Origin of the sequence: Paenibacillus sp. FSL K6-2524, assembly GCF_038005525.1 — a bacterium.
Taxonomy (GTDB): domain Bacteria; phylum Bacillota; class Bacilli; order Paenibacillales; family Paenibacillaceae; genus Fontibacillus; species Fontibacillus anaericanus.
The window spans coordinates 5,184,895-5,203,089 of sequence record NZ_JBBOSP010000001.1 but is presented as its reverse complement, the minus strand read 5'-3'; the positions used below and the strand labels follow the sequence as shown (position 1 = coordinate 5,203,089).

The 18,195-nt window shown below is 40.6% G+C and carries 17 protein-coding genes; 13 read left to right on the top strand and 4 right to left on the bottom strand.

All coding sequences use genetic code 11. The annotated features are described in order from the left end of the window. Positions 1-203: 203 nt before the first annotated feature. Together NST85_RS24075 and yunB are read left to right on the top strand one after the other, a co-directional pair. Positions 204-2,456 carry an ATP-dependent helicase gene (locus NST85_RS24075; protein WP_341190626.1) on the top strand — a complete coding sequence of 751 codons (2,253 nt, stop codon included), beginning with the start codon at positions 204-206 and terminating at the stop codon, positions 2,454-2,456. 127 nt (positions 2,457-2,583) lie between these two features. After that, complete coding sequence (yunB, locus tag NST85_RS24070; RefSeq protein ID WP_341190625.1) at positions 2,584-3,315, top strand: sporulation protein YunB; 732 nt, start codon at positions 2,584-2,586, stop codon at positions 3,313-3,315. 100 nt (positions 3,316-3,415) lie between these two features. Here yunB and NST85_RS24065 read toward each other — a convergent pair whose 3' ends face one another. Beyond that, on the bottom strand, positions 3,416-4,477 hold the full coding sequence (locus tag NST85_RS24065; RefSeq protein WP_341190624.1) for a M23 family metallopeptidase: 1,062 nt from the start codon (positions 4,475-4,477) through the stop codon (positions 3,416-3,418). Positions 4,478-4,651: 174 nt separating this feature from the next. On the opposite strand from NST85_RS24065, the gene lipA reads away from it, so the two are divergent. From lipA to NST85_RS24015, 10 genes are all read left to right on the top strand, one after another. Beyond that, a complete protein-coding gene (gene lipA / locus NST85_RS24060; protein WP_341191160.1) occupies positions 4,652-5,551 on the top strand; it encodes a lipoyl synthase in 900 nt (299 codons plus the stop codon). Positions 5,552-5,572: 21 nt separating this feature from the next. Next, complete coding sequence (locus tag NST85_RS24055) at positions 5,573-5,905, top strand: YutD family protein (protein ID WP_341190623.1); 333 nt, start codon at positions 5,573-5,575, stop codon at positions 5,903-5,905. A 437-nt stretch (positions 5,906-6,342) separates the two neighbouring features. After that, positions 6,343-6,561 carry a hypothetical protein gene (locus NST85_RS24050; protein ID WP_341190622.1) on the top strand — a complete coding sequence of 73 codons (219 nt, stop codon included), beginning with the start codon at positions 6,343-6,345 and terminating at the stop codon, positions 6,559-6,561. 204 nt (positions 6,562-6,765) lie between these two features. Next, a complete protein-coding gene (locus tag NST85_RS24045; protein ID WP_341190621.1) occupies positions 6,766-7,860 on the top strand; it encodes an aminoglycoside phosphotransferase family protein in 1,095 nt (364 codons plus the stop codon). 104 nt (positions 7,861-7,964) lie between these two features. Next, positions 7,965-9,245: an aminoglycoside phosphotransferase family protein gene (locus NST85_RS24040; RefSeq protein WP_341190620.1), complete on the top strand. Its 1,281-nt coding sequence runs from the start codon at positions 7,965-7,967 to the stop codon at positions 9,243-9,245. A 26-nt stretch (positions 9,246-9,271) separates the two neighbouring features. Further along, positions 9,272-10,990, top strand: coding sequence for an HAD-IIIC family phosphatase (locus NST85_RS24035; RefSeq protein ID WP_341190619.1), 1,719 nt, complete (start codon positions 9,272-9,274; stop codon positions 10,988-10,990). Continuing rightward, positions 10,987-11,220: an acyl carrier protein gene (locus NST85_RS24030; RefSeq protein ID WP_341190618.1), complete on the top strand. Its 234-nt coding sequence runs from the start codon at positions 10,987-10,989 to the stop codon at positions 11,218-11,220. Before NST85_RS24035 ends, NST85_RS24030 begins: the two co-directional genes overlap by 4 nt. Next, positions 11,217-11,798: a GNAT family N-acetyltransferase gene (locus tag NST85_RS24025; protein ID WP_341190617.1), complete on the top strand. Its 582-nt coding sequence runs from the start codon at positions 11,217-11,219 to the stop codon at positions 11,796-11,798. The genes NST85_RS24030 and NST85_RS24025 overlap by 4 nt, the downstream gene beginning before the upstream one ends. Before the next feature lie 153 nt (positions 11,799-11,951). Then, positions 11,952-12,641 (top strand): glycosyltransferase, encoded by a 690-nt coding sequence (locus tag NST85_RS24020; RefSeq protein ID WP_341190616.1) that lies wholly within the window; start codon positions 11,952-11,954, stop codon positions 12,639-12,641. A 15-nt stretch (positions 12,642-12,656) separates the two neighbouring features. Further along, on the top strand, positions 12,657-13,973 hold the full coding sequence (locus NST85_RS24015; protein ID WP_341190615.1) for a UDP-glucose dehydrogenase family protein: 1,317 nt from the start codon (positions 12,657-12,659) through the stop codon (positions 13,971-13,973). A 178-nt stretch (positions 13,974-14,151) separates the two neighbouring features. Here the strand turns inward: NST85_RS24015 and NST85_RS24010 are convergent, their stop codons facing one another. The 3 genes from NST85_RS24010 to NST85_RS24000 are packed head-to-tail and all read right to left on the bottom strand — an operon-like array spanning position 14,152 to position 17,124. Continuing rightward, complete coding sequence (locus NST85_RS24010) at positions 14,152-15,402, bottom strand: glycosyltransferase family 2 protein (RefSeq protein WP_341190614.1); 1,251 nt, start codon at positions 15,400-15,402, stop codon at positions 14,152-14,154. Then, a complete protein-coding gene (locus NST85_RS24005; RefSeq protein WP_341190613.1) occupies positions 15,390-16,205 on the bottom strand; it encodes a glycosyltransferase family 2 protein in 816 nt (271 codons plus the stop codon). Before NST85_RS24005 ends, NST85_RS24010 begins: the two co-directional genes overlap by 13 nt. A gap of 1 nt (position 16,206) precedes the next feature. Then, complete coding sequence (locus tag NST85_RS24000) at positions 16,207-17,124, bottom strand: NAD-dependent epimerase/dehydratase family protein (protein WP_341190612.1); 918 nt, start codon at positions 17,122-17,124, stop codon at positions 16,207-16,209. 290 nt (positions 17,125-17,414) lie between these two features. On the opposite strand from NST85_RS24000, the gene NST85_RS23995 reads away from it, so the two are divergent. Continuing rightward, the gene (locus tag NST85_RS23995; protein WP_341190611.1) at positions 17,415-18,185 is read left to right on the top strand and encodes a hypothetical protein; all 771 of its coding nucleotides are present in this window, start codon (positions 17,415-17,417) and stop codon (positions 18,183-18,185) included. Positions 18,186-18,195 lie beyond the last annotated feature (10 nt).

Sequence of the window (18,195 nt, the reverse complement as noted above, 5' to 3'; positions counted from 1 at the left end):
TAAATAGACAAAGAACATTCATTGAGCAAATGGCTTAATTGAATGTTCTTTGTTTTTTTATATGCATAAGGGACAAATATTTCCCAATTAAGCTGATCTTCTTAGTAATAATGTCTACCATGATATAAAATAGAGAATGCGGCTAATTTATTAACGTATATTATTTAAAATTACTAGGGATGAAATAGAGAGGGCATGGCGGTATGAAGACAGCAGAAAATTATTTTATCCGAAAGAAGCAGGAAATCGGTGTTGAGCTGAATGAAATTCAACAGCGTGCGGTACTGCAGACAGAAGGGCCTGTGCTTCTCTTGGCGTCACCAGGTTCAGGGAAGACGACAACGATCATTATGCGGATTGGTTATCTTATGGAAGTGAAAGGTGCCGACGCTTCACGTATTAAGGCTGTTACTTTCAGTCGGGCATCAGCAAATGATATGAAAGAAAGATTTAAACATTTCTTTCCTAGTCTACCACCTGTTGATTTCTCAACGATTCACAGCCTTGCGTTCGAAGTAGTTAGAGAGCATTTCTGGAAAACGCGGACTCCTTATCAAATTATTGATGGAAATGTAGAAATAGATGAGCAGGAAATGGACATTGAAGATCATAATCTGCCCTTGCATAAGAAGATTATTTTACGGGACTTGTTCAAAAGCATCAAAGGTGAGAATATTACGGACGATCAGATGGATGAACTAACGACTTATATTAGTTTTATTAAGAATAAAATGGTTCCTGAAGATCAATGGTCATTGGTTACATGTGATGTGCCAGAGGCTGCTCGGATTCTAAGAGAATATGAGACATTCAAGAAATCTGGTCATAGTAAGTTGTTACTAGATTTCGACGATATGCTGACGATAGGCAATGATGTGTTGGGACGGGACCGCGAACTCCTGCGGAAATATCAACAGAGATACGATTATGTAATGACTGATGAAAGTCAAGATACATCCATGGTGCAACATGCAATGATCGAAAAACTGGTCCGGGGTCATGGGAACCTGTGTGTTGTAGCAGATGATGATCAATCGATTTACAGTTGGAGAGGGGCAGAGCCATCCTATCTGCTGAATTTCAAGCAAGTGTACCCGAGCGGAGTTATTTTGTTCATGGAGCAGAATTATCGTTCTACTAAGAATATCGTTGATGTGTCCAATCAGTTTATTAAGAAAAATAAGAATCGTTATAAGAAGAACATGTTTACTCAAAACGCTGAAAACAAACCAGTATCGATCGTTAATTTTGATCGTTATGAGGCGCAGAGTAAATACTTGGTGGAGGAGATCAGGAAGATTGAGGACTTAAGTGAGGTAGCGGTCCTATTCAGAAATAATTCTTCTTCCATCAATCTAATGAACCAATTCGATCGAGCGGGAATTCCTTTTTACATGCGGGATACGGACAATCGCTTCTTCTCACATTGGGTAGTTGAGGATATTCTGAACTTTATGCGGATGACATTTACGGATAAACGAATTGATATTTTGGAGAAAATCCATACCAAGCTTAACGGATATATTACCAAAGTTCAGATGACCATTTTGAAGGACATCGACAACAATGAATCTGTGTTTGATAATTTGTTGAACTATGTGCCGCTGCAGGATTATCAGATCAAACAGATTGAGCAATGCAAAGAGACATTTCAGCAATTGCAAGGAACAGCACCACTTGCGGTCATTCGAACCATCCGGACGAAGCTTGGTTATGAAAAGGCGCTCGAGAAAATGTGCGAGCGTCTAGGTTTTCGTAAGGAATACTTGATGGGTATTCTGAACACGCTGGAGGAAATCGCAGATACCTTGGAATCAATGGAGGAATTCGCCAAGCGATTGCAGCATTTGGAGCGAGCTCTGAAAACCTCTAAAGCAAAGAAGGGACAGAATGCAGTAACATTCTCAACCTTTCACAGTGCTAAAGGTTTGGAGTTCAAGCGAGTATACATGATTGATTTGATCAACGGCATCATCCCATCTTCTGAGGATCTGAAACGTGGGAGTCGTGATCGAAATACCGAACTTATGGAAGAAGCCGCACGGTTATTCTATGTCGGAATGACACGGGCCAAGAGTGAATTGGAGTTACTTCTGTACGGTGTAAGGGATGGAGAGAAGGTGACGGAATCAACATTTGTATCCGAGGTTAGGACTATTCTAAATCCGCCTAAGCTTGTTCAGAAGAGTACAGTTACTCCTCAGCAAGGAAGTATTAGTACTAGTTCGATTCATTCACCTGTTCGCTCATATAATCCGAGAGCAATCAGGTCAAGGACGCAATTAGCACAAGGCATGCAAGTGAAACACCATGTATTTGGAGCAGGAAAAGTGATGGATCTGGGTAACGATATTATAGAAATTCAATTTACAACGGTAACAAAACGGCTATCGTTGCAGGCCTGTCTGGATGTGGGATTACTAGAACCGATACCTCTCGAAGAACTATCTCTATAAATGCATGATCAAATTATAACTTTTTGAACAACCTCTATAAGTTGTATTTCTGTATGTCCTTCTTTTTCCCACCTGTCCCGCATAACTTGTATAGAAGTTTGACCGCTGCCGTCGGGGGGGTTGAAATATGCGGATAAGACGTGGGTGGCATAGTCGAAGAAGAAGAAAGCCAAGAAGTAGGCGGAAAATTTGGATTGTCTTTGCGATCATCACTATGTTCGTATTCGTACAGTTCTTCCTGTATATTGAACGGAATATGAAAGCACCGATTATGCACTTGGCTCAAATTAGGGTGAAGCAAATTGCCACGGAGTCCATAAATGAGGCGATTACGGCTCAAGTGGCGAATAAGGCAGGGATTGATGATCTGATCGATTGGAAGACAGATCAGGCCGGTAAAATTACCGGGTTTATGCTAAATTACTCAGCACATATGCAGATAACTTCAGATACGATTAAGACGGTTCGAACGACTTTGGACCAAGTATCGAGATTATCAGAGCATATTCCGCTGGGGCAAGCATTGGGGAGTCCTATTCTAGCCTCTTTCGGTCCAAGTATTCCAATCAAGATCGAACCCAAAGGGGAAGTCAAGGTAGATCTGGATACAAGGAGACAGGACGTAGGTATTAATAATGTTCTGGTAGAGGTATTCTTACGCGTAAAGACGGAGCTGTCAGTCGTTGTACCGTTCGATATGGGGCCGCAATCGGTAGAGACGGAAATCCCTATATCTTATTTACTAGTTGTTGGGGACGTTCCAACGTATTACTACGATAACAAAGGAAATCCAGTAGGAGATAATGGGGCTAATGCACCCACGATCTCACTACCAGCCCAAGAGACGGAAGCACATTAGAACTAGTTCAAACATGACAATAAAAAAAGGGCAACTCCAATTAAACTGTACCCTATCGAGAGACTTTTTTAAAGTGTTTACTCGATAGGGTACAGTTTAGTCAGGAGGTTGCCCTTTTTGTTGTTTTATTCCGTTCGAGATTTTCCCATCTTTTCAGAAGAGGATAAGGATCAAATGCCCATTCGGTCACACCGGTATCCTGATAGATCCCATAGTGTAGATGAGGGGGGAATTTACCTTGAGTTCCTGGAGGACCATATCCACTACTTCCCACCCAGCCGATGGTTTGACCAGGTTGTACGACATCCCCGATCTCGATCTTTTTCTCGTAACCGTGCAAGTGAGCGAAATAATGGTATCGATTATTTAAATCTCGTATGCCTATCCTCCAACCTCCGTAAGGGTTCCACCCTTTTGTCTCCACAATACCATAGCAGACACTCCGGACAGGCACTCCACTGGGAGCAAACAAGTCAGTGCCTTCATGGATCCTGAGGCCTCCCCAGCCACGTCGAGCCCCCCAAGTGTCACGGTAGGTATACATACTCTTAACGGGTAGCGGAAAGGCACTACCTGATAAATCAACTTTGTTGTATGTCTTGTATATTTTGGTGAATTGGCGAATTCGTACTACAGCAGAGTCGTTCTGGTAATAACGCCATAACGCGATTCGAAGATCCTCATCCTTTAAACCCAATCGGAGCAAATGTGTTGCCATGCTATATAAGGAGTCCCGGTCATTTGCAGGGTCAGCGGTTCCGTCTCCTGTAGCGTCTTTGCCAATTCCACCGAACATGGCAATCGTTGCAGGATTTGTGTCTTCCAGATTGGGATTGAAGGGACCAGCCCAAAAGGTTTCTTTGAAACGGAGGCTGACTAATCCACTGTTATCTTTTTTGATTCCTTTCCGCGAAGTGATGGAACGCTCATATTGATCGATCGCAGCGAGCCAATACCAAGGAATATCTGTCAGTAACTCAATTTCCTCATATAAACTACGCCTTTGATCATAGACGCTCTGGCCAGTCGACGAGTGTGGCTTGTCCGGTGCTTCGGCGACAACAGTTCCAAAGCCTGGTGCACTCCAGAATGAGGTCAGAATGATTATACAGAATAGGCTGATGGTGATTCTGCGACTGCCAGATAATACTTGTGACTGCAAGGCGAATCCTCCTTTGGATACAGATCGGCGCTCGCTCGCGGGAGCAAACAACGTCTCTTTAGAGTTAGACAAAGTATGTGTTTTTATTCCAATATGACAAGGAGGTTTTTCCAGGGCATTCGTGGTATAATAAATTTCGCTACAGCCTATTCCATTAGAAGGAAGGTTTCTGCTCTGTCCAAATCTGTTAAAGAACCCAAACCGGATTGGATTCGAATCAAATTAACTACTGGCGAAAATTACGAAGATATCAAAAATATGATGCGCTCCAAAACTCTTCATACGGTGTGTGAAGAAGCTCGTTGTCCTAACATTTATGAATGTTGGGCCAATCGGACAGCTACGTTCATGATTTTGGGAGATATTTGCACCCGGGCTTGCCGCTTCTGTGCAGTAAATACGGGCATGCCAACCGAACTCGACCTTGGAGAACCGGAACGAGTAGCGGAAGCCACTGAAAATATGAATTTACGTCACTGTGTCGTAACTAGCGTAGCCCGCGATGATTTGAAGGATGGCGGGGCTACAATTTTTGCGGAAACGATTAAGGCTATTCGGGCCAGAACTCCTCTGTGTAGTGTTGAAGTACTGATTCCAGATTTCCTGGGAGATGCTGATTCACTGCAAATTGTGATGGATGCGAAACCTGATATTCTGAACCACAATATTGAAACGGTGGAAAGAATGTCTGATCGTGTACGTGCGAAGGCTAAGTATCGTCGTTCTTTGGAACTGTTGAAGCGTGCGAAGTCCATGCAACCTGAGATTCCAACTAAATCTAGTATTATGCTTGGTGTGGGCGAGGAATGGGAAGAAATTTTGCAGGCGATGGATGACTTACGTGCGGTAAATTGCGATATTTTAACGATCGGCCAATATTTGCAGCCATCTCCAAGTCATCTACGTGTAGAGAAGTATTATCCACCTGAACTGTTCGCTGAGTTAAAAGTAGAAGGGATGAAACGTGGGTTTAGCCACGTTGAATCTGGACCCCTCGTTCGCAGTTCTTATCATGCGCATGATCAGGTCAAGTCAGCAAAGGGTAATAAAGAAGGCGTTCAAACGTTATCTTAAACGGTAAAGGAGGAATAAGAGTTGATACAGATCAATGGAAGAACTTATGAGCTTATACAGAATTACAAGGAAGCATGGGATCAAGAGGCATTTATGCAGAGATACAGTGAAGTGCTGGATCGATATGATTACATCATCGGAGATTGGGGCTACGAGAAGTTGCGGCTCAAAGGTTTTTTGCGTGACAATCACCCTAAGGTGAACCGAGACACGGCGTTCTCCGGGATCACGGATTATATTAATGAATATTGCAACTTTGGCTGTGCTTATTTTGTTCTTCAGAAGTCCAAGGAGAGCATTAAAGAAACTCCTACACAGGAGTCTCAAGAAGAAGAAAAATCGGTTTCCGTATAATGAGAGGCGCCACTTAGAATAAACATCGGAAAAACCTTAGGGTAAATTCGATGTAATTCTAGGAGGTGCTTTTTTTATGCCAGCAAGAAAGATTAGAAGTTTAAGTATTATCTGAGTCTATTAAAATAGAGGGGATTAATAAACCTTCAGGGACACTTCAAAAAGTGTACTTAGAGGTTTATTATGGTTTTCCATATTTAACTAGAAGGACTTATATTGGTAGGTTTATTACTAATTAAAGTTAGAAATATACTAATCTACTGGATGATTAATACAGACAAGATATTGAAAGATTCCATGGATATATTATTCCAAATGGAAGGGAGCAAATGGTTATCAACAGAGATTCAGAGATTCAAATGTTCAATGTTCATTGCTTAATGCAATGAAAGGTACGAAAGCAGTGCAAAATACTAATCAGAGAGAAGGAAACAAACATGTGTGATCATCATAAGAAATATAGAAAAGTTAAAAGGGAAAATCGTAAACTTAAACAAGAAATAAGAGTCTTAAATAAACTCATCAGTAAAATTGATGTCCATGTCAATGTCTTTAATAAAGTTGAAGGCGGCGGCGGCGGCAAAAATGTCAGCGGTTTGGGCTATGATGGCAGCAGCGGCGGCAATACTGGCGGCGGCGGTGGCGGTAATAATTAGGGATAGCGACTTAGCTAGCTAACTTCATATTGTCAAACAAAAAGACAGTCAGTTCATCTGACTGTCTTTTCGTGATATAGCAATTGATAGGAAGACGTCAGATAGTCTTAGGACTGAATACTTGCTCACGGTTGGACGAATGGATATTACATATGACTATTTTTGGCATAGAATAGTGCAACGGTGAGAAAGGAGTGAGGACTAATGAGCCGAAGCCCAATCAAAGAAATAAATAAAAGATTAATTCGCAGGCAGTGGCATAAGATGCCTATTGCGGATTCATTCGAGCCTTTTTATAAAGGGGAAGTAACGTTAAACCATCGGAACATGGAGTGTTTAAAGGATTCTTACAAAAGTAGTATATGGAAGTTAGAAATCAAAGCAAATAAAAAAAGTGTTCCTATCATTCTGAAAATTTCTAAGCAATTAAGTAAAAAGCGGCCAGAAAGCGAAATTGAAAAAAATATATATCGGAAAGCCCCAAAAGTGTTGCAACCGTTTATGCCGGAAATTTATGTAACAAAAAGAAATGTTAATGGTCATGATTTATGGGCTTTAATGGAATATATTAAACCGGTAAAAGGGCAGGTGAAATATACCCCTGATCACTTTTCAAAGATTATTCCTACGTTGGCAAAGCTTCATGCTTCAACCATGGGCAAACAATTTACTCAACATGAGCAAATATTCGCTGGTTGGCTGCCTCGATTTGATTCCAAAGAAATGATTGAAGAAAGAATCCAAATAAATAAACAAACGATAGTTTATCTAGACCAAGCGATGACAGTTCCTGCGCTCAAGGTATTGTTGAAACCGTATTACTCTCTCCTAAAGAAACTGTTGAATCAAGGTCCGGAATATTTCCCAGAGGTGAGTAAAGCAGGTATGAGTATCATTCACGGAGACCTGCACACAGCAAACATGGCTTGTCATAATGTGATGGAGAAAGAGTGGAAACTCAAATTTATCGACTGGGAAGGTGCGAAGTTTGCTCCATGTTGGTTTGATCTCGTAAATTTGATCGGTGTTTTTTTGGCGTACCGGAGAGAATGGAAAGACGAAGAAGAGGAAATCACCCGCCGATCTGCTCGATTGTATGCCAATGAGATGAGAAAGAACGGTGTTGTCTTTAAAACGGATCCAATGAAGTTATATCAGATGGCCTATCTGAAACGTATATTGGAAAAAAGTTTATATTTGCAATTGAATTGGGCTGTGACTGGCAAAAAAGAAGCGAAACTTCTGCCGGTTCTTTTAGAGAAAATTAAAGTTATGGGGAAACAATTAGGACTGTATTAGTCATCGGTTTTCCTGCATTCGTGATAATTTACTTGTTCGGTATGTCACGAATGCAGGTTCCTTCATAAGATACAGAGAGTATCTGGAATGGGGGATTAATGAAAATGAATAGAACAAAAGATTCAGATGGTTATGACAAAGGACGTTTAGATGGATTTAATCGGGGAAAACAGGATGGTTACACCAAAGGACGTGAAGATGCTCGGGGGACATTGACTAGCCCTCTTAATCCGCAAAACTCACAAACTCCACAAGCATCACAAACCCCACAAGCAGCACAAACTCCACAAGCACCGGAAACTCCACAAACTCCGCAAAACCCACCTCTTAACGAGGTTAGTTTGAAATGGCGGGAGTTTCATTGTGCCGACAAGATTTCGGGACATTTTGGTCATCCCGTTACGTTAAATGATGGTGCCATGGAGTGTTTGAAAGAAACCGTTAAAAGCACGATTTGGAGACTTGAGATTACAGCAAACCAACAATCTTATCCGATGATTCTGAAAATTTTCAAAGCTCCGGTTGCCAATCAAGATTTGATTGAGTTAAATATGTACCGAAAAGCAAGCGGGATTCTGCCTGAACTCATGCCACTCATCTATTCGATTGAAGAGGGAATAAGTGGCGGGGATATCTGGGTGTTTATGGAATACGTTCAGCAATTAAAAGGCCAAGTCAACTTTACACCTGATCATTTCGACAAGATTATACCTGCCCTAGCTAAACTACATGCACAAACACATAATGAGCGCTTCCTTCAGCACTGGGATGTATTCGAAGACTGGCTGCCTCGTTATCATTCTGAATCTTCAACAGCTGAACGTCAGAAGAACATTAAGGAAACACTTCAATATTTGGATAAAGCAATGGACCGTCCTGAATTGAAGATGAGGCTGGATTCCAGCTACAGCAGACTGAAAATTATTTTACACAAAGGACCGGACTTTTTCCCTGAGCTTCTCCAAGCAGGAAAAAGTATTATTCATAACGATCTGCAGTCACCGAATATCGGCTGCAATAATGTCTTGGACGCAAATTGGAATATAAAATTTATCGATTGGGAAGGCGCTCGGTTTGCTCCTTGCTGGTTTGATATGTTTAATTTGTTGGGCGTGTTTTTCGCTTATCGAAAAGACTGGAGAAGTGAAGAGGATGCAGTGATACACCGCTGTGCCCATCTGTATGCCGCAGAGATGGGTAAATACGGTATTAACTTTCAAGAAGATCCTGTCAGGTTGTACAAAATGGCTTACTTACAACGCGTATTGGAGCGGAGCTTATATCTGCAGCTTCAATGGGCAACGGAGGGGCAGAAGCAGGCGTTTTTATTGGATGGTTATTTAAACAAAATCGAGGTATGGGGCAAGGAACTCGGTCTATATTAAGTCACCTTGAAAGGATGGGAAGTATAATGAGCACCATTTTAACCTATCTTGATTCGGTTGATGGGCTCCTCGGTTCACTTCTGACAAGAGAACGAATTATGAGGAGTACGAATCTTCCTATCCATCGGACCTTCAAGGTCAGAGTCGACAGAACGATGCCCTTTGAATTCATCGGAAATCTGACACCTCCTTTTTGCGGTTTATGGGGAGCAGAGGCAGGGTTCGATTATTCTGATTATGATGTGGCGTTATCTCAGCTTGGCGGAGATCTCAAGGCAGATATTCAAATCATCTGGTTAGATTGGCGTATATACCGTAAATCGATAACGCCTCAAGAAGCTGCAAATTGGCTGATGGGGCGTATTGAGCAATTACGCCAGGGGATGGACAAAACAATTTGGGTGAATAATTGGCCCGAACCTCAGGATGAAGAGAATATCATATTCAGTTTACGTGCATCCGATCGTGGGTGGACACGAAGGCTAAATGTGTGCCTTGCTGATCTTATCGAGAACACAACAGGGTGTGAATTAATTGATTTAGCGGGACTTGCTCATGAACGAACAGGTTTCTTTTTTGATGACAGAAATGAGGAAATAAGTAACTATCCCTTTTCCGATCAGGCGACATTAAAGATTGCCCGCCATCTGGGGGTTCATTTGTTTCCAGCCATTTTTATGCCTCGGTTAAAAGCAATTGCCCTAGATCTTGACGATACGCTCTACAGCGGGGTTCTTGGGGAAGAAGGTAGTTATGGACTGAAGTTATCGGAAGGTCATTGTGCTTTGCAAAAACTGCTGTTAAGGCTTAAGCACTCCGGAATCCTATTAACGATATGCAGCCGGAATGAAGAAGAGGATGTAAAAGCGCTATTTGAAAGTAGAACTGATTTTCCGATAAAATGGACCGATTTTGCAGCAATTTGTTCAAATTGGCAACCTAAGGCTGAAAATATGAATCATCTAGCACAGCAACTGAACATCGATCCTTCGGCCTTTTTGTTTATAGATGATAATTCAGTAGAATTGCTTAAAATGGCATCTGCACAACCTGATGTGAGGCTGCTTCGCGCAGATCAGAACGGTAGAGAGACGATGAGTAAAATATGTTACTATCCAGGGCTCTATCAACTTCATCCGGACGGTGAAGCTTCTTCAAGAACGTACGATATACAGGCCAATCAAAAACGTGAAAAGCTTAAAATCTCCGCCTCCAACTTCAATAGCTATTTGGGCAGCTTAGGGATGATTATATCCATTTACGAGAACGAGCCTTCACATGCTGAGAGGCTATATGATTTAAGCCGCAAAACAAATCAATTTAATTTGGCTCTTCGGCGTATGACGGAAATCGAGGTTAAGGAAGTTTTGATTACGAAGAAGACCAATTATTTGACACTGACGATATCGTTATCGGATCTCTTATCCGAAAGTGGAATCATTGGAGCTTTTGTATGTCATATAGAAGGGCGAAATGCCCGATTAATTGAAACACTTGTCAGCTGCAGGGCGCTGGGACGTGAAGTTGAGACGGTCTCGTTTGCTTATTTATTGGAAAAATTAATTTTTCTAGAAGTAGAAAATCTAAGTATTGATGTGACAGAGGGACCTCGGAACAATCCCGCAATTGACTGGTTGAAACGCTTTGTTCCGGGTAATCTTGACAATCTATTCCTCCCCAAATTACTACTCGATGTTAATGGAGCATGTTTGAATCATCCTGCAAAGGTGGAGGTGATCACATGAATGATGAACTTCGTAAGCACATCGCCTCTATTTTATCCGAGGTTTTGAACATCGCAATTTCCCCTGATGATAATCCATGGAGGAGTCAACTAGCAAGTTGGGATTCCTTGAAGCATTTGGAACTTATTTTTCGGTTTGAAGAAGAATTTACAATCCGTTTTACTATCAAGGAAGTAGCAGCAATTCAAAATGTAGATGATCTTGTTAAGATCATAGGAGTGAAAATGTGAAACATAACATTACCGTTGAACGCTACGGGATTCGCTTGAGACCGATTACGATGGACGATGCAGATTTCATTTACCAAATCAGAAGACATACGGAGTTATCCAAATATATAGGTGAAATCGATTCCCAATTTTCGGTTCACCAATCATGGTTGGAGCAGTATTTTCAACGTGAAGGAGATTATTACTTTTGTATTGAACTGCTTTCGGGGAAAGCTGTCGGAACAATTGCAGTTTATGATATTGCGAATCGAGTCGGGAATTGGGGGCGGTGGATTATTTCTCCGTCGGTTCCGGCCGCACCTGCCAGTGCTTGGCTTATTTTTCATGTCGCATTTGATATTTTGGGCTTGTCCGGGGTGTATTCCAATACGGTTATTGACAATGCAAGCGTCATCTCCTTTCATGATAACTGTGGTTTATCACGAACTAGAATGGAGCCGAGTGGTCTGTGTATCAAAGGAGTGTCCTATGATCTTATTATTCATACGGCAACAAAGGAGAACTGGCCTTCTATTCAAAAGAGGCTCGAGAGGTCAGCTACAATAGCGGAACGTCTACTGCAGGAAGAAAAGGAATGAATACAATTTAAGACATTAAGTAGCATTCTTGAGATCAAATTAATTTATTGTAACTGATAAAACCGCCGTTTCTCCACAAAGAAGAGACTCATATACTACAAAATAGTTAAATCTACAAAAATGATGAGTATGTGAAAAAAGGAGGGGATATGGTTGGTTTCCATCATATGTTGTACGATGCGGAATTCTTTTATGAAAAACATATTTCAAAATTATGAACGTCAAAATATTAAAAAAAAAGAAATGATTATTGTATTAAATAGAGACCATATGGATATTGAAAAATGGAAAAAAAAAGCTGCAGAATATAAAAATGTATCCGTTTATCAACTATCAGAGATAAATACACTGGGCAAGTGTATGAATTATGGAATTACTAAGGCGAAATATAATATAATCGCAAAGTTTGATGATGATGATTATTATGCACCCAAATACCTAAAAGAGTCGCTTAATGCACTTAACGATACGAAAGCTTCCGTTGTTGGAAAAGACACCTCTTTTCTTTATTTTGAAGGAGAAGAAGCACTTATGTTATATCGTGAAGGCAGTGAAAACAATTATTGCAGAAAGGTAAAGGGAGGTACACTAGTATTTTTAAAGTCAGTATGGGACAGAGTGAAATTTGATGAAAGGCGGATAAACGGAAGTGATTACCATTTTCTAAGAAAATGTAGTAGAAAGGGATATGAAATTTACTCTGTATCTAGACACAATTACGTGTGTGTAAGAAGAATAGATGTAAGCTCTCATACGCAAAAAACAAGTACGCAGAAATTCATGGATAGATGTAAACTCATCTGTTATACAAACGACTATACCCCCCTCATTACTAAAGAATAGTGGGAGGCGAATAAATTGAAGATTACCGTAATAGGCACAGGGTATGTCGGCATCACGACTGCTGCCTCCCTTGGGGAAATTGGCCATCAGATTATAGGTGTAGATATTGATAAGTTAAAAATAGAGCAATTAAACAATGGGATATTACCCATTTATGAGCCAGGTGTTGAACCGGTAATTCAGAACTTATTGAAACAAGGAACTCTTCATTTTACAACAAGTCTTCAAGAAGCAATGAAAGAAACTGAAATCATATTCATTGCTGTCGGTACCCCTCAGCTTAGTGATGGACGGCCAGATTTGAAATATGTAGATGAAGTTGCTAGAGAAGTTGGTAGGTATATGTCTAAGTATATCGTTATTGTCGACAAAAGCACGGTACCCGTAGGTACGGCCGAACGTGTTCAGTCTTTAATTATGGAGCAATTAAACCTTCGCAAACTGTCAGTCTCTTTTGATGTTGTATCGAATCCAGAATTTTTGCAGGAAGGGAAGGCACTTCAAAACTCTAGAAATCCTGATCGGATCGTATTAGGATGCTCCTCACGAGCGGCAGAGGAAATCATGCTTAAATTGTATGACAACATTGATGCTCCTAAACACATTACAAGCCCGCGAAATGCTGAAATGATAAAGTATGCTTCCAATAGCTTCTTAGCGACAAAAATTACATTTATTAATGAAATGGCTAGGTTATGCGACCTTTTAGCGGTAGATGTTGTAGAAGTAGCAAAAGGTATGGGAATGGACAAAAGAATTGGCCCTTATTTCTTACAAGCGGGTATTGGCTATGGCGGGTCCTGTTTCCCAAAAGATGTTTCTGCGCTTGCGATGATGGGGCGCGAGGCTAATATGGAGATGAGCATACTAAGGAGCATCCAAGAGATAAATCAGACACAAACGGATTGGTTCCTTGGAAGAGTTAAAGAAAGTATGGGAGTACTGGATGGAAAACGGATTACGTTACTTGGTCTAGCGTTTAAACCTGATACGGATGATATTAGGGAAGCTCCTTCCTTAAAACTTATCCAGAAATTGCTGACCGAAGGAGCAATCGTTACCGGGTTTGATCCGGTTGCTAATAACAAGATCAAGAATATTTTCCCGAATGTTAAGATTAGTGAGGACGCATATTCAGCGGCTAAAGATGCAGAGGCAGTTGTTATTTGTACGGAATGGAAGGAGATTATAGACCTTGACTGGCGTACAATAAAGTCCTTAATGCATGGAAATTTTATATTTGATGGTCGAAATGCTTTAGATGGGGATATGTTACAACTAGAAGAGTTTCAGTACTGGGGTGTTGGAAGGAGCTTGAATAAAATCGTTTAATACAAGACTGTAACTGAATAATGGTGGTGTAGGGTCCCCCCGCACCACCATTTTTGGTTTATTCGCTACCTTCTTCAACAAATCATAGAGTTCGTATATGGATAGAAAAAGTAAAGAGGCAGCTCATAAGGTTACTTATGAGAATGCCTCATATAGTAATCGTTGATACGCAAATACATTAACCCCTATCTTTGCTGAGCAGTAACATTCCGTCCTTTACGTCAATAATAATTTTATGTTTATTTTGTTTTTTTAATAGAGTTTTACATAAGTTTACCGCATTAAAATCAGTAGACACCAACACAACATCGTATCTTAATTTAGTAAGTTTGTTTGCAATCTCGGTGCCGGTCGTTTTTTCTGATATAGTAAAGCTCTCCACTATTTTAATATTTCGTTTCTTGCACAAAGGTTTGATTTTCTTAGTGAAATCCGGTGCCCATTTGGATAAGAGTACAACCTTTTTACTACTCATTATGTTCCAAAAGCTCTCATTTCTAAGCATTGAAATCTCTTCTTCTGCTTTTATATTTGCTAATGAGGTAAGGCACAAAGAGGATTTGCTGCTGATAGCTTTTTTTATTAATCTTTCCATTCTTTTGGCTGCAATGGAATTAACTTTTAAAGTTTTTTTCTCACCGAAAGAAATGGTAGGGTTTAATCTTCTTACTTTTTTCCAGCCATCATGTGTCACACTGAAGACAGGCTTGTAATCATCTCCCCATCTTTGGAGAGCTTTGCGAACCGACCATTCGGCTGTCTCATGCAGTTCTTTTCTCTGATGAGTTAAATTAGTGCGATGCACTCGCTGGTTATACAGCGGTTTATCGATCCAATGGAATCGGTAGTGTTCAATGAGTTTGTAGAGGATCAGCATATCCTCCCTGTATCGTCCAGTATAAGGGTCATTCGTAGGCCAACCACCCACCTTTTTCAAAGTGGATGTCCGGTAGAAGCGAGGAACGATATTCGTATTTGCAAATAAAAACTCATACCGATCGGAGAAAGAACGGCCTTTTTTAAGCTTCGTTCTCCTGACATTTCCCTCCAGGTCCTCCCACACTACATTCAGATTTCCGCTAATAACTGCGACATCTTTGGGTAGTTTCTTCGCTCTTTTTACGAGAAGCTCCAATGTATTCGGGAAGTACCAATCATCGCTATCTAATTGGACCATGTAGGGGGTATCCACGATGGATAGGGCTTTATTTAAGCTTTTGGATTGACCCAGGTTCTCCGGATTGCGAATTAATTTCACTCTATGATCTTCAAGGTACTTCTGGATGTTGGTCCCATAGTCATCCGTTGATCCGTCATCCAAGAGTATCAACTTCCAATCTTTATAGGTCTGACCAAAAACACTATCTATTGCCTTGGGGAGGAGATCTTTACGATTTAAAAAAGGGATAACTACGGTCACCTCTGCCATTGTGATTTACCTCCTTTCTTTATCGGTACAAGATTAATTCGCAGCCAATGGGAAGGAACGGAGTAATCGGCGCGGTAAGAACTACCCCATCTTTTCAGAGCCTGGTCCGTAAAATGTTTCACCAGTTCGTTATACAATCCAGCATTTTTACTATGGCTCAAATTTTTTCCATGATAACGAAAGTTGTAAAGATTGGAATTAACATACGTAAAAGTATGTTCATCCAGCAACCGTAATAGCATACGTCGGTCCTCTAATAATTTGCCGTTCGTCAGATCATCCATCTCCCAGCCGCCAACCTTCTTCACGCATTCCGTACGATAGAATCGTGGGAAGACCATACCGGGAGTAGTAACAAACTCATAACGATTCTTAAAGTCTTTTGGCTTAACTATTTTATGGAAATGGTCCTTTTTGTTTTTATAGTACCAGTGAACACAGTTGCCGTAAGCAAGTGCGGTGGTTGAAGGTTCTTCTTCCATGCGCTTGACAAGTACTTCAAGAGTCTCAGGGGAAATCCAATCATCTCCGTCTACTTGAATAAAATATTTGCTGTTGATGTGCTTCAAAGCATCGTTTAAAACGTGACATATCCCTTGGTTTTTCTTTCTTTGAATGATTTTCATCTTTTTTGGATCGAGATTTTTCTTAACGACATTAACAGTATCGTCTGTAGAAAGATCATCTACAACAATTAATTCCCAGTCCTTATAGGTTTGATTACGGATGGATTGTAAGGTTTGGGCAATGAACGGAGCTTTGTTGTAAGCTGGGACAATAATCGTAACCATCTTAGGCTTCATGTTATCCAAACCTCCCCATGTAATGAATGGTTTCTTGTAGGCCTGCTTGTAGAGAATAGGAGGGCTGCCATCCAAGCAGTCGTTTCGCTTTAGATGCGTCCAACCTGCTGAAACTTATGTCTCCTGCACGTTTAGGCGAGTATTCTGGTGCTTTTGTGTAATGGGTTAAGTAACTTATATTTTGAAATAAGTCATTCATACTTGTTTTTGTGTCGGTTCCGATGTTAATAACTTGATTGTCTCCAGAGGTGAGTGCCAGAATATTTGCGTTGGCAACATCTTTTACATATACAAAATCACGGGTTTGCTGACCATCTCCGAATATATGAACGATATTTCCAGCTATCATTTTCCTTGCGAAGAGGGAGATAACTCCGCTTTCTCCTTTGGATGTTTGTCTCGGACCGTATACATTTGCATATCTAAGAATCGTATAGGATAGTCCGTAAAGATCACAATACAAGCGAATGTAAACTTCTGGAGTGAATTTAGATAGTCCGTAAAAGGAAATAGGGTGTATCGCAAAATCTTCCGTTATGCTGCAATCCTTCGTTTCCCCATATACAGCACAAGACGAAGCGTATATGAATTTTCTTACCTGGTGTTGTTGGCAAAGCGCAAGCAAACGTAAAGTTCCCAGTATGTTATTCCTTGCATCTTGTACGGGGTCTTGCAACGATAGTGAAACATCAATCTGTGCTGCATGATGAATGACGCAGTCCGGTTTTTCCTGAGCAAAAATCTGTTCTGCTTCCAATGAAAGAATATCTGTTCTATAAAGTTTTACTTGATTTGGGATATTGTCTTTGTTTCCTGTACTCAAGTTGTCGATCACGATAGTCCTATGGCCCTCTTTGACAAGCTGATCCACGATATGAGAGCCAATAAATCCAGCGCCTCCAGTGACTAAGATCTTCACTCCGATAACACTTCCTTTGCCTATGGATATCAAAAATTCATAGTTACCATATTTTTTGGGCTCGGATGGACGTTAAACTTCCTTCAATTCGAGTTAGTGTATCATATTAGTGGACCTATAAAAGGGTATAGTACAAATGTATAGATTAGGTATAAATAGGTGCCTTATTTTCATAAACGGTGTACTCGGTGTGTCAATTGAGGACTTGAACCTAGAACCTTCCGTGAAGAATATCAATACAATAATCGCGAGAGGTACATGCAACTCAAAACAAGAGAGGGGGTCTGACTATGAAAAAGATTTGCTTTGCCATCCTCGTCCATAACTATAAAGAAGCGTTGAAAGATATGGTTGATAATATCCGCCACTTTTGTCCACATAGTTCCATTGTTTTATATAACGGGGGAGATGACCCTGAACTATGTCAAGGTCTTGGCCTACCAGTTTGTCCTACCAGCAAAAAGTTAGTCTACCCAACATCGATTTCAACTTATATGTCGGAAGTGATGAAATGGCTGATTGATAGTAAATATGAATTTGACTATTTAATCAATTTAGATTCGGATTGTTTGTTTGCTAAACAGGGATTTGAACAATTCATAGAAAAGGAAATGAATAACAGTGATTATATGGGGGTTAGGGTTCGAGTACCTACAGACAACTGGATTCCCTATCAAAATTTCCAAAAGGAATGGGCCCTATGGAAGTCGGTATTTAAACAAGACGAGCTCCTTTGCTGTTTCAATGTAGGGCAAACCTTTAGCAAACAATTGGTAGGTAATATAGTTAGAATCAGTGAGACCTACCAGATTAAGCAGAAGCTACTTCAAACCCGTTCAAAAGGGATAGTAGAAATTGTTTATGTGTCCCTAGCTCATAAGTTAGGAGCTAGGATCAAGCCTTACCCGATAAATACGGCCAGTTCGATTCGATTTAGACCGCACTTCACAGCTGCTGAGATTAAGAAATGCCTCCAGAACAATCCGTACGAGTATCTTTTTCATCCCGTATACAGAGATATGCATAATGAGACAAGAACGTGGATAAGAACTCTGATTTAAGAAAAGAAAT

Excerpts from the sequence above, each read along its gene's own strand:
- NST85_RS24075 (WP_341190626.1), top strand. The coding sequence starts at position 204 with ATGAAGACAGCAGAAAATTATTTTATCCGAAAGAAGCAGGAAATCGGT.
- yunB (WP_341190625.1), top strand. The coding sequence starts at position 2,584 with ATGCGGATAAGACGTGGGTGGCATAGTCGAAGAAGAAGAAAGCCAAGA.
- NST85_RS24050 (WP_341190622.1), top strand. The coding sequence starts at position 6,343 with ATGTGTGATCATCATAAGAAATATAGAAAAGTTAAAAGGGAAAATCGT.
- NST85_RS24045 (WP_341190621.1), top strand. The coding sequence starts at position 6,766 with ATGAGCCGAAGCCCAATCAAAGAAATAAATAAAAGATTAATTCGCAGG.
- NST85_RS24040 (WP_341190620.1), top strand. The coding sequence starts at position 7,965 with ATGAATAGAACAAAAGATTCAGATGGTTATGACAAAGGACGTTTAGAT.
- NST85_RS24035 (WP_341190619.1), top strand. The coding sequence starts at position 9,272 with ATGAGCACCATTTTAACCTATCTTGATTCGGTTGATGGGCTCCTCGGT.
- NST85_RS24030 (WP_341190618.1), top strand. The coding sequence starts at position 10,987 with ATGAATGATGAACTTCGTAAGCACATCGCCTCTATTTTATCCGAGGTT.
- NST85_RS24010 (WP_341190614.1), bottom strand. The coding sequence starts at position 15,402 with ATGGCAGAGGTGACCGTAGTTATCCCTTTTTTAAATCGTAAAGATCTC.
- NST85_RS24005 (WP_341190613.1), bottom strand. The coding sequence starts at position 16,205 with ATGAAGCCTAAGATGGTTACGATTATTGTCCCAGCTTACAACAAAGCT.
- NST85_RS23995 (WP_341190611.1), top strand. The coding sequence starts at position 17,415 with ATGAAAAAGATTTGCTTTGCCATCCTCGTCCATAACTATAAAGAAGCG.